Source organism: Mesorhizobium sp. SARCC-RB16n, from assembly GCF_008520305.1.
In the GTDB taxonomy this organism is placed as follows: Bacteria; Pseudomonadota; Alphaproteobacteria; order Rhizobiales; family Rhizobiaceae; genus Mesorhizobium.
On record NZ_ML703287.1, the window covers coordinates 40778 to 53951 of the forward strand.

Annotated in this window: 14 protein-coding genes and 1 pseudogene; 9 read left to right on the top strand and 6 right to left on the bottom strand. The window is 59.2% G+C overall.

The window, feature by feature from the left end; all coding sequences use genetic code 11:
- Positions 1 to 168: 168 nt before the first annotated feature.
- Positions 169 to 2799: a collagen-like protein gene (locus tag C7I87_RS36545; protein WP_149907300.1), complete on the top strand. Its 2631-nt coding sequence runs from the start codon at positions 169 to 171 to the stop codon at positions 2797 to 2799.
- Between the two features lie 231 nt (positions 2800 to 3030).
- On the opposite strand, the gene C7I87_RS28190 is transcribed toward C7I87_RS36545, so the two are convergent.
- Positions 3031 to 3399 carry a hypothetical protein gene (locus tag C7I87_RS28190; RefSeq protein ID WP_246696435.1) on the bottom strand — a complete coding sequence of 123 codons (369 nt, stop codon included), beginning with the start codon at positions 3397 to 3399 and terminating at the stop codon, positions 3031 to 3033.
- A gap of 92 nt (positions 3400 to 3491) precedes the next feature.
- Entirely contained in the window at positions 3492 to 3701 is a 210-nt protein-coding gene (locus C7I87_RS28195; RefSeq protein ID WP_149907301.1) for a hypothetical protein, read from the bottom strand.
- A 259-nt stretch (positions 3702 to 3960) separates the two neighbouring features.
- On the opposite strand from C7I87_RS28195, the pseudogene C7I87_RS28200 reads away from it, so the two are divergent.
- Positions 3961 to 4113: pseudogene (locus C7I87_RS28200) on the top strand (transposase); the annotation flags it as partial.
- A gap of 321 nt (positions 4114 to 4434) precedes the next feature.
- Here the strand turns inward: C7I87_RS28200 and C7I87_RS28205 are convergent.
- Positions 4435 to 4587, bottom strand: a complete 153-nt coding sequence (locus tag C7I87_RS28205; RefSeq protein WP_306440522.1) for a hypothetical protein — start codon at positions 4585 to 4587, stop codon at positions 4435 to 4437.
- A gap of 31 nt (positions 4588 to 4618) precedes the next feature.
- Positions 4619 to 5515, bottom strand: a complete 897-nt coding sequence (locus tag C7I87_RS28210; protein ID WP_149907303.1) for an ATP-dependent DNA ligase — start codon at positions 5513 to 5515, stop codon at positions 4619 to 4621.
- An 86-nt stretch (positions 5516 to 5601) separates the two neighbouring features.
- Here C7I87_RS28210 and C7I87_RS28215 point away from each other — a divergent pair, with 86 nt between their 5' ends.
- From C7I87_RS28215 to C7I87_RS28235, 5 genes are all read left to right on the top strand, one after another.
- Entirely contained in the window at positions 5602 to 5805 is a 204-nt protein-coding gene (locus C7I87_RS28215; protein ID WP_188394033.1) for a hypothetical protein, read from the top strand.
- Positions 5806 to 6136: 331 nt separating this feature from the next.
- Positions 6137 to 6607 carry a hypothetical protein gene (locus C7I87_RS28220; protein WP_149907305.1) on the top strand — a complete coding sequence of 157 codons (471 nt, stop codon included), beginning with the start codon at positions 6137 to 6139 and terminating at the stop codon, positions 6605 to 6607.
- A 10-nt stretch (positions 6608 to 6617) separates the two neighbouring features.
- Positions 6618 to 7100 (top strand): hypothetical protein, encoded by a 483-nt coding sequence (locus C7I87_RS28225; protein WP_149907306.1) that lies wholly within the window; start codon positions 6618 to 6620, stop codon positions 7098 to 7100.
- A 141-nt stretch (positions 7101 to 7241) separates the two neighbouring features.
- Complete coding sequence (locus C7I87_RS28230; protein WP_188394034.1) at positions 7242 to 7934, top strand: excalibur calcium-binding domain-containing protein; 693 nt, start codon at positions 7242 to 7244, stop codon at positions 7932 to 7934.
- A 93-nt stretch (positions 7935 to 8027) separates the two neighbouring features.
- Positions 8028 to 9656, top strand: a complete 1629-nt coding sequence (locus C7I87_RS28235) for a hypothetical protein (protein ID WP_149907307.1) — start codon at positions 8028 to 8030, stop codon at positions 9654 to 9656.
- Positions 9657 to 9675: 19 nt separating this feature from the next.
- Here the strand turns inward: C7I87_RS28235 and C7I87_RS28240 are convergent, their stop codons facing one another.
- Positions 9676 to 10917 (bottom strand): tyrosine-type recombinase/integrase, encoded by a 1242-nt coding sequence (locus tag C7I87_RS28240; RefSeq protein ID WP_149907308.1) that lies wholly within the window; start codon positions 10915 to 10917, stop codon positions 9676 to 9678.
- A gap of 989 nt (positions 10918 to 11906) precedes the next feature.
- Here C7I87_RS28240 and C7I87_RS28245 point away from each other — a divergent pair.
- Positions 11907 to 12275: a hypothetical protein gene (locus tag C7I87_RS28245; protein WP_149907309.1), complete on the top strand. Its 369-nt coding sequence runs from the start codon at positions 11907 to 11909 to the stop codon at positions 12273 to 12275.
- Positions 12276 to 12355: 80 nt separating this feature from the next.
- Here C7I87_RS28245 and C7I87_RS28250 read toward each other — a convergent pair whose 3' ends face one another.
- Positions 12356 to 12571 (bottom strand): hypothetical protein, encoded by a 216-nt coding sequence (locus tag C7I87_RS28250; RefSeq protein ID WP_149907310.1) that lies wholly within the window; start codon positions 12569 to 12571, stop codon positions 12356 to 12358.
- A gap of 231 nt (positions 12572 to 12802) precedes the next feature.
- Between C7I87_RS28250 and C7I87_RS28255 the strand changes: the two genes are divergently transcribed.
- Positions 12803 to 13039, top strand: a complete 237-nt coding sequence (locus C7I87_RS28255) for a hypothetical protein (protein ID WP_149907311.1) — start codon at positions 12803 to 12805, stop codon at positions 13037 to 13039.
- The last annotated feature ends 135 nt before the right edge of the window (positions 13040 to 13174 follow it).

A 13174-nucleotide genomic window follows, 5' to 3' on the forward strand; every position in this document is an offset into this window, starting at 1 on the left:
CTAAATTAATGTAGCCGGAACCGCGCAGAACTCGGGCAACTGCACCAGCCGCTTCGGGATCGCCGGAGCCAACGTCAACCGCTTTCCAACCAGCATCTCAAACGTGTCGCGCGGAGCTTGGCTCGCGCGCCGCGGTGCTACCTGGAAGCGACGTTCTGGTGCATCAAAATGCCGTCTCCGACGAAGCCGAAGCTAACCTATTCATACGTAGCATTCCAACAGGAACAGCAGCAGAACCCATTTCCTGGAACTCAATTGCAGGCGGACCTTGCCGAGCTAACGCGGGCCGCCGGCGACACGATCGACGCACTGGCCGACGTGCGGCGGTCTGACGGCAAGCTGCAGAACCAGAGCGTCACGCCGGACAGTCTCGCGCTCGCAACGCTGGCGCTGATCACCGGCGAGGGCGCTACCGGCCCCACGGGGCCGACCGGTCCTGCTGGCGCTGGTGCGACCGGCCCGACGGGCCTGACAGGTGCCACGGGGCCGTCTGGCCTCGCTGGAGCGGTCGGAGCGACGGGCGCTACCGGTCCTGCGGGAGCCAACGGAACGAATGGCAGTAACGGCGCAGTCGGAGCCACCGGACCGACCGGTGTTACCGGATTGACCGGCGCCACGGGACCGACCGGCGCGACAGGGCCGAGCAGCACGGTTGCAACACGAACCGCCATGAAGGCGCTCACGCCATCGGCCGGTGCGTCGGTGTATCTCACGGAGGGCGCACGGGCCGGCGTGTTTTGGGCCGTCAATGCCTCGATCCCGTTCTCCGACCCGTCGGAAGGTGTCTACGTCGCGTCGAACACTTCCGGTTGGTATTGGGAGCGGCGCGTCTACAAGCTCCATCCGGGCATGTTTGGCGGCAATTTTGATGTCACCGTGGACAGCGGCACGGCGATCAACGCGATGTTCACCTTCGCGAAGCTCACCTACAGCGCGGCAGCAGGCGGGTTCCTGTTCGCCGCCAGCACGGACGGGCGTTGGTACAAGTCCACAGTGTCAATCGACGCCACCGGCATTCAACAGCCGGGGTTCAACATCCTGAACTTCCGTGTTGCTGGGTACTGCACGGGCAAGACGCTGCTCGATTGCGCAGGCGGCAACGTGCTGTCTGGCAGCGATATCCACCTGACTGGCGACGCTACGAACACGCCGCAATGCCTGCTCTATCTCGGGCGGGACAAAGTTGCTGGCGTTGTGCGCGCCGCGCCGAGCAACACTTTCCAAAAAGTGACGCTGAACGGCTATGCGTCGAAAGCATCGCTGATCCAATTCGCGTCGGAAGTGTCGGACCTGAGCGGCTTCTATATCGACAACAAGTCGAAGAACGCGAACAGCTATTGCTACGTCAACGCCGGCCATTGGGGCACGATCGATACCTATCTCGGCGGCATGACCTCCGACTATGCTACGCTGCCGGCCGCCACCGACAGTTCGCAGTCGAACATTTTGCACAAGATCGACATGCCGACGCTTATGCGTAACGTCCCGTGGACGCTCGCCGTGACCGGTGTCACGAAGGCAAATCCCGCGGTCGTTTCGGTCAATGCAGCGGGCCTTGTCTCATCTGGTCTTGCGAACGGCGACAAGGTTTTCATTCACGACTTTGCCGGAATGACGGAACTCAATCCGGGCACCACGAATGCAACCGCCGTCTACACCGTCGCCAATATCAACACGGGCGCGGGAACGTTCGAGCTTTCCGGCATCAACTCCACCGCGTACACGACCTTCACATCGGGCAATGTTCGCCCGCAGATGGGGCCGTGCATGTTGCTCAATGGCTGCGCCGCATTCTCGTGGGACAATGGCTACGGCCTTTCCTACGGCAACCCGAGCGTTGTCCTTGACATGAACAACGGCATCGCCATGCGCGATGTTTCGCTCGGCTGGCAGCATGAACCGAAGGGCCGGGCTCCGATCCGGGTAGACCAGCCGGCGACGGCTGTGCAGACTGTGCTTCAAGGCTTGGAACTGGATCTGCTAGGCCAGTTCCAGACGTTCACCACTTGCATCATCGACAGCAACACCGCGCTTGGAAACACCCGGATCGACAATCTGAAATTGAACGTTCGCTATATGACCACGGTGCCGTCGAGCAGCATTGTTGGGAGCCCCGCCAAGTTCGTTCTCAATGCCTTCGACATCAGGGTGCCGCTCACTGCCGCGATGCAGGATTTCACGGCGACTGGCTCGTGGGCTGACGGCTTGGCACAAAAGGGCGTCTTCGTCGCGGGCGACAGTTCGGTGGTCACTGTCTTTGGTACTGACTACGAGTACCGTAACAACAGCATCCCAGCGCAGGCAGTCTATTCAGATGACGGCAGCGCCAATGACGGCCCCTATTACGACCTGAAGCGGAACAGCGCCACCCCTGCGAACGGGGACGGTCTTGGCGTCGTTCGGTATCTCGGAAACAACGCATCAGTGTCGGCAGTGGCCTATGCACAGACCAGGGCGCGTGCCCTTCTGGTGGCAGCGGGCGGCGAAGCGGGCCGGCTTGAGTTCCTGACTATTAGCGGCGGCGTGACGGGGATCTCAGGTTATGCCCAAGGCACCCTCATAAACGCCGCAGGGTCGTTCACCGTGGCGAGCACCCAGGTGGTTGGCCCACGCGCAACCGGGTGGACGGCAGGCACAGGCACGGCGCTTAAGGGCGCATTCGCCGCCTACGCCGGCCAGACCCACACGGGGTCTTATGTACAGGCCACCGTGCAGGCTCTCGACAATGCTGCTAGGGATGCGAGCCAGCGCGTCAAGGCAATCGAAGACGCGCTACGCACGCACGGGCTGATCAATTGATACCGGTCTTGTAGTTTTATGCTGACCAATAGGACGACCAAATGCGCTTCCATATCGTGGCTCTGCCTCACGTCACCGACGCCTTCAGTTCCTGCGCTTTCACTAACAAAATCGCCAGTTTCTGCCGGATGATGAAGGGCCGCGGCCACACGGTCTTTCTCTACGCCGGCGAGCAGAACACAGCGCCGTGCGACGAACACATCGTCTGCATCGACCAGGCCACGCGTGAGGCTAGTTCCGTGGCAGCTTGTGAATTTCCAGTCGGACCGGACCGCCACGATTGCAACTCGTGCAGAAAAGCGCTCGTTCAACGGTGCTGAACAGCGCGTCCTTGCCATATCGGCGAATCAGGGCCGCCGGCTTCACCTCGGCGTGATGGGAGCAATTCTTGCACCACGCCCGTAGCTTGTGCCATTCGCGCAGATCCCCGAGCGCGACGTCGAGACCGGCGTGAATGCTCCCATCGATAATCGTCTGTGGTGGGATTTTCACTTCGCCGGGCGTGATGATTTTCTCCATGACGTGGCGACTGTTGAAGTGGATCAGCAGCATGCCCGGCCGGCGCCGGATCGCTGCCTGCCAAGCCGCTTGGCTGACCATCGCATCCGGCGATCGAGATATCGTTTCGAGGTGGGTCTTTTCCTCGCGGTCCTAAACTTCAATGCGAAAATTGTCCTCGGCCGTATTCGCCATCACGATCGCGCCTTGTGCCAGCCGCGAGAGAATCCGTTGGAAACTGCCGCCCGCGATAGAGCGAGCTCGCGTTCGAGTTCAGCGTTCCTGGCCAGAACATTCAGCAGCGCAACCACGGGATCGCCGCGGGCCGCAGCGATGGCCTGCTGCGCCGCCATTTCCAATTCCGACATAGCTTCGCCACTCGGCGCGTTCTGGCGCGTTCTCATAGCCCTTTCCTGCTCAGATCGTCTTCAGGAATAAGGAACATATTCCTCTGCCGTCAAGGCCGCCCTTGACTTTTTGTTCTTATTTTGTTCACTGTTAGCCAGATGGCGCCCGCATTGAAATGGCCCGCAGTAGGTCCGTTCCGTCCGTGGTCCCGGCATCGAAAATTTGGACACTTCCCTAGGTCGTAGTGACGATTTAAGGTTTGGGGTTCCCCTTTTAGGGCAAATCAGATTCAACGCTGACTTTTGGAGGTCAGCGATGGATTGCGATGCGCTTCGGGATGATCAGTGGGATCGGATCAGAGGGTTGGTTCCCGGAGGAACCAAGGGCAAGCGAGGTCCCAGGACGAATAACCGGCTGTTTTTGGATGCGTTACTGTGGATGGCGCGATCGGGCGGCCGCTGGCGCGAGACGGCGCTCGCAACACAGCCGATCAAACACCCGCTGGAGCTTGTCCAGATCAGCGGGCCAGTAGACACCACTGTTGCTCGGCCATGGCATTGATCCCGCCCTCGGCGCGGCTTTGATAAGGCACCGTTTCTCGGGGCGGCAGGGACCCGCTCCAGAACTCTACACGGAGCGGATTCCCTATTCCCATTCCTGACCACAGCGCGGGCTCAGGCAGCCGCTGCCGCGGGCAATGGAATTGCTGAAAGAATATTGTCTGCCGCGGCGCGAACGCAAGTAAGTCTTCCGAATGATACAACCGCCGAATTGAGCGCCGTCTTCTCCCTACCGGCCGAGCGGTTGCCGGGACAGCAAAACCAACTCGGCTTCGTCGGTCACCCCAGCCATATAGTTCGCGATGACGCGCGATGCGAGCGCGTCCAGCGCTTCAGGCGACTGGCGGTTGACGGTGACCTGTTCGAACACCCGCCCGAGCAATGCCAGTTCCTCAGGCTCCAAAATTCCCGCTTCAGTTGCCTTCCGTCGAATCGGCATGATTCTCCTCGCGAAAATCCTGCAGCGAAGCGTGCCGCAAATCCACCTCGCCGCGCAAGTGCTTCACGCGGCCGATGATCCCCGGCTTCACCCATTGCGTCGCCGGTCGCTTCATGCCCTTGGGCGCCGGCCCGGCGTGCTCCTGGACGCGCTTCCATAGCCGCTCGCGGATTGCCCGGCTGGAGTTGATAAAAGCCGAGCCGACATACTGCCCAGTCTGACGATCGGCCATAAGCGCAAACGCCGGTTTTCCGGGCTCCCGTTCGACGCCGAGCAACTCGTATTCCTCGACCGTATAGCATTTCGCCTTCAGCCAGTTGGTCGACGGGCCGCTGCGATATTTGCTGTCCTTGCGCTTCGAGACCATGCCTTCCATGCCGGCCCGGTCGATCAGGTGGAAGATGGCGCTCGCCTCGCCCGGTAGCGCTTGGCTGAATTGGATACGGATGTCCGGCGGAATCATCTCGGAAAGGATCTCGCGCCGGTCCTCCAGCGGCATGTCGCGCAGATCGTGGCCGTTGACGTGCAGGAGATCGAAGGCGACGAAATAGAGATCATGTTGCCGGCTGGTGATAGCCTTGCGCAGAGCGCCGAAGTCAGACAGCCCGGCATCGTTCAGCACGATGATCTCGCCGTCTATGATGGCGCTTTCCACCTCGAGGTCAGCGGCCGCATTGGCGAGGTCGCGGTATTTGGCGGTCCAGTCGAGGCCGCGGCGGGTGAATAGGCGAACGCCGGTTTCATCCTTGATGATCTGCGATCGATAGCCGTCGAACTTGACCTCGTGAATCCAGCCTTCGCCCTCGGGCGGCTTCTCAACCAAGGTAGGCATCAGCGGCTCGATGAACTTGAGCCGGCCTTCGTTACGCATGCACTGAAACTCCACGCCGCGATTTAAGACGAAATGGCTGCTTTAGTTCCATCGCATTTTAGCGGAATTATATATAAACGTCGTTGATGCAGATCGATGCGGAAGACTGCCGGGCGGCGCTAACCATCATCAGAAGAACGATTGAGGAGCACTGCCCGCCCGGCGTTCTGCCGAGCGAAGAGATGGTGAACGGGCTCTATGGCCCAAGGTTGATGGATGAGGCGGCGGCGCTTGCCGCTGCAATCGTCGCTACGGTCGAGAAACTGACGGACAGGGGAAGCAATGAATAGCAGTGCCCGCGCATGATCACAGACCTGTTCCTCACTGGTGTCGCCGCTTTCTCACTCCTCATTCCGCTCTATTTCATCCTCGAATGACAATCCGCTGCCGGGATCTACCCTCTTAGGTGTATTTGCGCCGATGCTAATATAAGCGCATGATGGAGGCCGCCGGGAGGATCTCCGGCATGGCCCGGCTGCCGTGGTCCCCCAACCCCCCTGCGGCAGCCGGGTCGCCTCTTCAGGCCCGGCCCGCCGCGCGGCTTTTCCCACTGCCGAAAAAGAATTAGCCCTCTAGACTTTTGAGACAGAGTTGCCGCATTATTTGTGCGGGGGAAATCAAATGAGAAAATCGATAGTTCTTGCGGCCGCCGGGGTGTGCCTCTCCGGCTGCTCAACTACGCCTGTAGCTAGCGAAACCGATCTCACGGCAATGAACACAGTGACGCTGTGTCATGTGTTAGCATCCAGCACCGACGACCAATATCGAAGCAAAGTGGTTGCCCTTTTGACGCGGCGGGGCGCAACCGCCGAGAAGTGCACGCGGCTGGTGCAAGCCGACAATGCTGTCGCGACTGGAATAGCTGTTGCGGCAGTGGGAGGCGCAGCCGTGGCCGTTGCTGCTAACAACGGTGGCGGAGGCTACTATGTGCCTCGTCCTCAGGTCTACGGTGTCGCCTGGGACCAGTTCTACGGTCAAGGCTACGTGCTGATCTGGCGATGCCGAGACATGGCGACGGGGCAATTCGTATATGATACCTACTGCGCCGGCATGCCCATGATCGACAGCACTTGGCCAGGTTGGTCGGCATAGGCGCTAAACAATGAAACTCGAACGAGGTCTCCAACTCAAACTGCTGCAAACCCTCTCGGAGGTCTACCCGGACTCAATGCGCAGCTTTCCCGTCATCGAAGGTGCCGACTTGTCCACCTTTACCGCGAATCTCTGGTACCTCACCGAGCATGGTTTAGCTGAAGCAAAATGGAGCCGGATGTTGAACGGTCCGCCGGGGCCGATATCAGCGAGAATCACCGCCGCAGGCTTAGATTTTCTCGCTGACGACGGGGGCCTATCTGCGATTCTCGGAATCGTGACGGTCCGTCTGCACGAAGACACGATAAAAGCGCTTTTGGTTGATCAGGTCGAGAAGTCCAACGCGCCAGCCACGGTCAAAACCAAGCTGGTTGACCAGATCAAGTCGCTTCCGGCGGAAGCGACGAAGGCCTTAACCCTGGAGGCGATCAAGGCCGGATTGGCTAATGTTCCCCAGTTTATCGATTGGCTACAAACCACTCTAGCGAGCTAAGGCATGGTGGACAGGTCACGTCACGACAACCGATCTGATCAGTGGCGAAGGCGAACTGGCGCCAGGCGCTCTCGTGCACGCAGAAGATGGGCGAAAGTCCCGCTGCGCCTGATCGTTGGCACGGTCACTGCGGCCGGCGCATTGGCCGCGCAGATGCTCCTGCAGCACAGCGACCGTTTGCCGGAGCTCAACCTGTCGAACTTGCTCGAGCCGCGGCCGGAACCGATCGCCGGCGTGGCCTCTGTCATCGACGGCGACACGATCGAGATCCACGGCCAGCGGATCCGGTTCAACGGCATCGACGCGCCGGAGAGCCGGCAGTACTGCGACGACGCCAAGGGCTTCGAATACCCATGCGGCCGGCGATCGGCCGAAGCGCTCGACTCTTTCCTGGCGGCCTCGAGGCCGGTGCGGTGCACCTTCGTCGACTGGGACCGCTATCACCGCTTCGTCGGGGACTGCCGGCGCGCAGACGGCGCCAGCGTCGCCGCCTGGATGGTCGAGCATGGCCAGGCGCTCGATTTGGCCTCGCTACAGCCATGGCGCCTACACGGCGCAGCAGGCGAACGCCGAGGCGGCAAAGGTCGGTCTGTGGGTCGGAACGTTTCAGGCGCCTTGGAATGGCGCGCGGAGCACGCCGACGCGCCGTCGCGCCAGCCCCTCGGCATCGTCAGTCGCAAGCTGGTCGCGCAGAGCGGCTATTCCTGCGAACCGCGGCGGACGTGCAAGCAGATCGGTTCGTGCGACGAAGCCCAATGGTATCTGCAGAACTGCCCATGGGGCGGAAAGCTGGACCGGGATGGCGACGGGGTCGCCTGTGAGACGCTTTGTTAGGTTAGGGACGGGCTCACCGAAACTTTACCGCAGGGCAAATCACCGGCGTAAGCAATCATCGTATCAAATCAGAAGTCAAAAAGGGGGAGATCCATGAAAATCCTTGCACTGGTTATACCGTTAGCAACCCTGGTCCTTGCTCGAGCCGAAGCGGCGGAAATCAATGTCGCGCACCTGGACCAGCAGCTTGGCCTCGGCTACGGCTTCAATCCGGTAATTGGAAACTTCCACCCGCCCTGTATAAAAGTCGTCGCCAACCAGGCTGATAAAACAATTGTTTCCGACCCCAAGGCGGTCGTTGACATAAAGAAGATATCCTCTACGACTGAGTTCAAGAAAGCACTAAACGTTCACGTGTATGCATCGGTATTTGGAGCCGCAGGGCAGGCAAGCGCGGAACTCTCCAACATTGTCGCTCACGGTGTAAGTTCAAACGATTCATATTTTTCAATACAGGTTAGAGTTGAAGGTACCAGAGAAGTACTGTCGGGCGACATTGAATTAACCGATTCGGCTATCAAAGCGTTGAAGATATCGCAAGCTTTTTTCAAAAGCGCATGTGGGGATAGTTATGTCGCATCCTTGGTTAGTGGCGGAGAATTTTTGGCAATCGTTCAGCTGCATAACGCCAGCGAAGAAGAAAGCAATAAATTTCTGGGCCAACTGAAGGCGAGCTATGGCACCGCAAAGATTGATGCGGGAACTGAATCAGATTTTCAGACACTTTCTAAAACTAATAGAGTAGACATACATATTGCCCAGACAGGGCATACAACCGACCATCCGTCATCTCTAACGGATCCGGAAGCGTTGCTCCGATATGCTGCCGAATTTGCTGGAAAATTGGTGGGAGAGAAAGACAGCATTCCAAGCGTTTCTTCTGCGATATATGCTAATTATTCTGATTCGTTGAACTTCAAGCTAGCGTTACACGAAGCAAATATATCTAAACTGTCTTCCCAAAGCAATTCCGCTGATATTATGGAAGATCTGATGCAATTGTACGACGCATCGACAGATCGTATTGCGATCGTGGAAAACGCGCTGAATTTCAACGAAAGCTATTTCGATTTCGACCATGATAAGGCTTCAGAGTATCTTTCAAAAATGAAGAAAGTTCGTAGCGATGTTGAGAAGGCCGCAAAATCTTGTGCCACGGCCGCCGCCGATGGAGGCGATTGTGCCGAGCAAGACACCGTTGCCATAGCTGAAGTCCCGGCGGACATTAAACGCGTTCCTGATTGCAATGTGTCTGCATTCGCTTCGATGCACGCCGCCGGTAGCGATAGCGCGTGTACGCAAGTGCAGAGGGTGGATAAAAATTGCTACTGCACGCAGTGCGAGGCATTTCTGAAGTCGAGCTACAAGAGAGCAAGCTCTCAACATCTCCAGTCGGAGTGCATCGGGTTCGCGGCTAATACCCTCGTGACAGCTAGGGTCCATTCTAAATTGTCGATAGCCGGAACGGGAATATGGCCGGAGGTATTTTTCAACGGGGGCAAGGAGGCGACAATAATGAACCAACATTTTAGCGGTTCTAGCGACGTGGACCTGGACACGGGGATCGATCGGGCGCTTAAGACCACGTCGAAAGGAAGCTTTCCGATCGACGTAACCGTTAACGCCTGCATGCAGGATGGCTCTCCTCAGCAGACAACTTGTAAATTTGAAAATATCGACCCTTCTGAAAAATCACTTGTCACTGTGCAGAGCCAGAACTGATTACTTGTCGAACGAGTGTTCAGATATCGGGCGCCAGCCGCCTAATCGTGTCAGCGACGTAGGAAGGCGCCAGATGCGCATAGTGCTTCTCAACCATGCGAGTGTCGCTGTGGCCGAGCGCTTCGGCGACGACGATTAATGGGGCGCCGTTGCGAACCATCGTACTGGCGTAGGTGTGCCTGATCTCGTGCAGCGTAACGTCTGACAGTTTGGCTTGGGCAAGCAACGCCTTCCAGGGGCGATTGTAAGTAGACGGCGCCCAGGCCGCACCATTCTCCTGCCGAAGCAGCGCCTCGGCTCCGGGTCGATCGCGTGCGAGCCTTTCGAATAGTTCGGCGCCGCCAGTAGGAAGCGGGATGTGCCGCGGCTTGCCGCTCTTGCTCTCTGCCACGAAAACCGACTTGTTAGCCGCGTCATAATCCGACACCCGGAGCCGAGCGAGTTCACCGAAACGCGCGCCCGTCACAAGAGCGGCCGACACGAGATCCCGAATGGCGCCGTTGCTGGCGGCGATGAGCGCCTTCTGCTCTGCAGGCGACAGAAACCGGACACGCGCTGCGGTAGTGCCACGGTAGGGCTTCACCAGACGCCAAGCGGTGTCATCGGTCACGAGCCGATTGTTGAAAGCCCAATTGAGAGCAGCCTTCAGGGTAGTGAGGGTCCTGTTTGCGGTGTCGCGCCTCCGCCGGATAATTTCAGGGTCCGATAGGTCGACCGTGACCGTGTTCGCTTTGCTAGCCGATTTCTTTGTCCGCAGCCGCTTCTGCGCCGTCACCATACCGTCCCGCCAGGCGCGGACCTTTTCGATCGTCAAATCGGCGACTTTCGCCGAACCCAGCTTTGGCCGAATATGGAATGCGGCCCTGGTCTTGGCGTCGCCAATCGACTTCATACCCTCCGCGCTGCGCGCTTCAAAATACCGGTCGAGAGCGTTGTTGACCGTCAACGCCGCCGGCGCGTTGCTGCCACCTTTCAGCACCTTCAGCCAGGCTCGAGCCGCCTCTTTGGCTTGCTCATGTGACAAGATGGTTGAGCCGTCGGCCGCTAGGACGTCGTCGGCGCGCCCCAGCTTTGACTGGATGCGAGCACCGTCGCTCGAGCGTGACGCCGCCAGCCATGCGCCGCCGCGGCCATAGCTTCCCCGGCCGCGTCGATACCCCAGCCGGAGGCCAGGATTGATGATCTCCCATTCGGGGGCGTCCGAGTAGGGCAGGGCCGTCCGACTGGTCCGACTTGAAAGAACGCTGCGGCGCTGCGCCATTCTGCCTCCGGGAGTTTTCGTTGCTAATTTCGTTGCAACGAACCCGCTAGAACGCAGATGGTCGCAAACACACAATAGCGCACAATACCATTGTGAATCAAACGTGTAAGAGCGTGCGTCGTTGTGCAGCAAAGTCCAAGTTGACGCCCTCTCACGGCGGGAACAGGGGTTCGATTCCCCTTGGGCGTACCAAACAACGGCGCGGTCGTTGACCTCCAGACAATCCAACAACACCGGACCGATCCGCATGGGCTTTGCATGCCCGAAAGGGCGCGCCATGCCCTGCCAGAGCCTGGACGTCCCATGCCCGAATCCACCCAATTTAAGTCAGGCCGCGTCGCTTGAAAGCACTGCGATCTCTGATACTTGCGGTGCGGGGGTAGCTTTCGCGGCAACGCGGATTTTGGGTCGGGTAGAGTTTGGAATGACCGCTGTGAAGACGATGTGCACCCACTGCCACGGCGGCGGCAAGGTATTCGACTGCTCCAGATGGCGTGCGTCAAAAGGGCATTGCTGCCCGCAAGGGACGCATCGAAGTGGTTGTCCCGGAAAGACCTTGGTGTGCGCGGAGTGTGCCGGCCTTGGGACCATGCCAGAAGCCGAGTTGAGGGCCGTCGCATAGGCCGCCCTGCCGGTAAGTCGACCGCCTTCGCGGCTATCAATGCTGTTTGGTGCGTTGGGACGACAGGCACATTAAGGTTTGGTTTACCAATAGCCTGTCTACTGGGGACAATTCGCTTTCGGCCCGCGACCACGGATGTACTGGCGCAACTGTCGAGGCGGAAAGGAAAGGTCGGCTCAGTGCCGGCCTTTTTGTTTTGGTGCTATGAGCCCGCACTGGCCACGGTCAGGCGCCCAGGCGGTTCGCAACCGGATTTCCCGCAACAACTTTTTGGCAAGGGATATTGCCATTATCGATGTTGGCCCTACCATCGATTCCAGCGATCCGGCACGGATTGCCGGCTGGTCGTGACGCTGAGGGCTTTGCAATGAAAGGTGTTGCCGAACTGATGATTGCGGGTGTGATATCGGCAGGGTTCGTCTTTCCGTCGAATGCCGCAACGCTCAACACCATGGACGATGTCGGAGCCGCGATCCAATCATGCTGGACACCGCCCGCCGACGCCGGGAATTCGATTGTAACCCTGAGCTTCAGTTTCAAGCGCGACGGTACTCTGATCGGCCCGCCTCGACCAACCGCCGTCAAGGTGGCCGGCGACGACAAGGCGCGTAAGTCGTTCGTCGATGCGGCCATCGCTGCCGTTAAGAATTGCACGCCGCTGAGTTTATCGCCGGAGCTGTCGCAAGGAATTGCCGGCAACGTGTTCACGTTGCAATTCGCTTCACCCAAGAAATAGCTTTTCTTGCCGGTTTTACGGATTCGGGGGCGCAGACGCGACCGCAGAAGTTTGCTACCTGGCTTTTCCCGGTTGGCGGATCAATGGCTCAGGCGCCGTACTTCGGCATGCCGTGCCAGCTCCGGTGTCTCAAAGACATAGTCGCTCCAGGCCGATTCCGGAATCTGCCCGGCCAGATAGCACTCGAGCAACAGATTTTGCTCGGGACTGAGCGGCCGCGGGGCACGTTCGTGATCCAGCCCGAGAGAGTGAAAAAGATTTCTTGTCAGTTCCGATACCGTGAAGTGGATCGACATCCGCGTTCTCCTTCTCCCTTTAACGCAGCGGCGCGGGCAAAGGTTTCAAGGCCGGACACCGGTAACGCTTGATTGATCACATGGCTCGACGCATCGAGCATTCTCGCGGGAATGGCCGTCTTCGATGAGCCTGTCGTCTGTCCACTGGACCAGGGTCCGGCTGGAACAGGGTCCGGCTGGAACAGGGACCTGCTCCAAGCGTTGTGGTCGGTATCAGGCAGGAGAAACGCCATGGCCACGTTCAGGGAAATGAGGATACTGGAGATCGTCGAGGACGGCACCCTGACTTCAGACCAGAAGATCGCCGAATTGCGCAAGATCGAATCCGAGGCGCGCGGGCTGCAGCGGGCGGCGTCGGAGAGCCCAATGGGCGACGATGATGGCTGGCAGGACGATCTGCGCCAGGTTCGGCTAGCACTCGACAAACTCGGGGCCAAGGAACCGAGGAAGGGCGCGGCATCGCTGTAGGGGCCCCGTCCGTGGTCCTAGTCGCAGACCATGCGAATTCTTTGGCCGGGCGCGCTCACGTTCCTGCATGTCAATTGTTTTTCGGAGTCTGATGCTGGGGGAGACGGCGGTGATGCCCTCGTCTGCCGCCTGTGC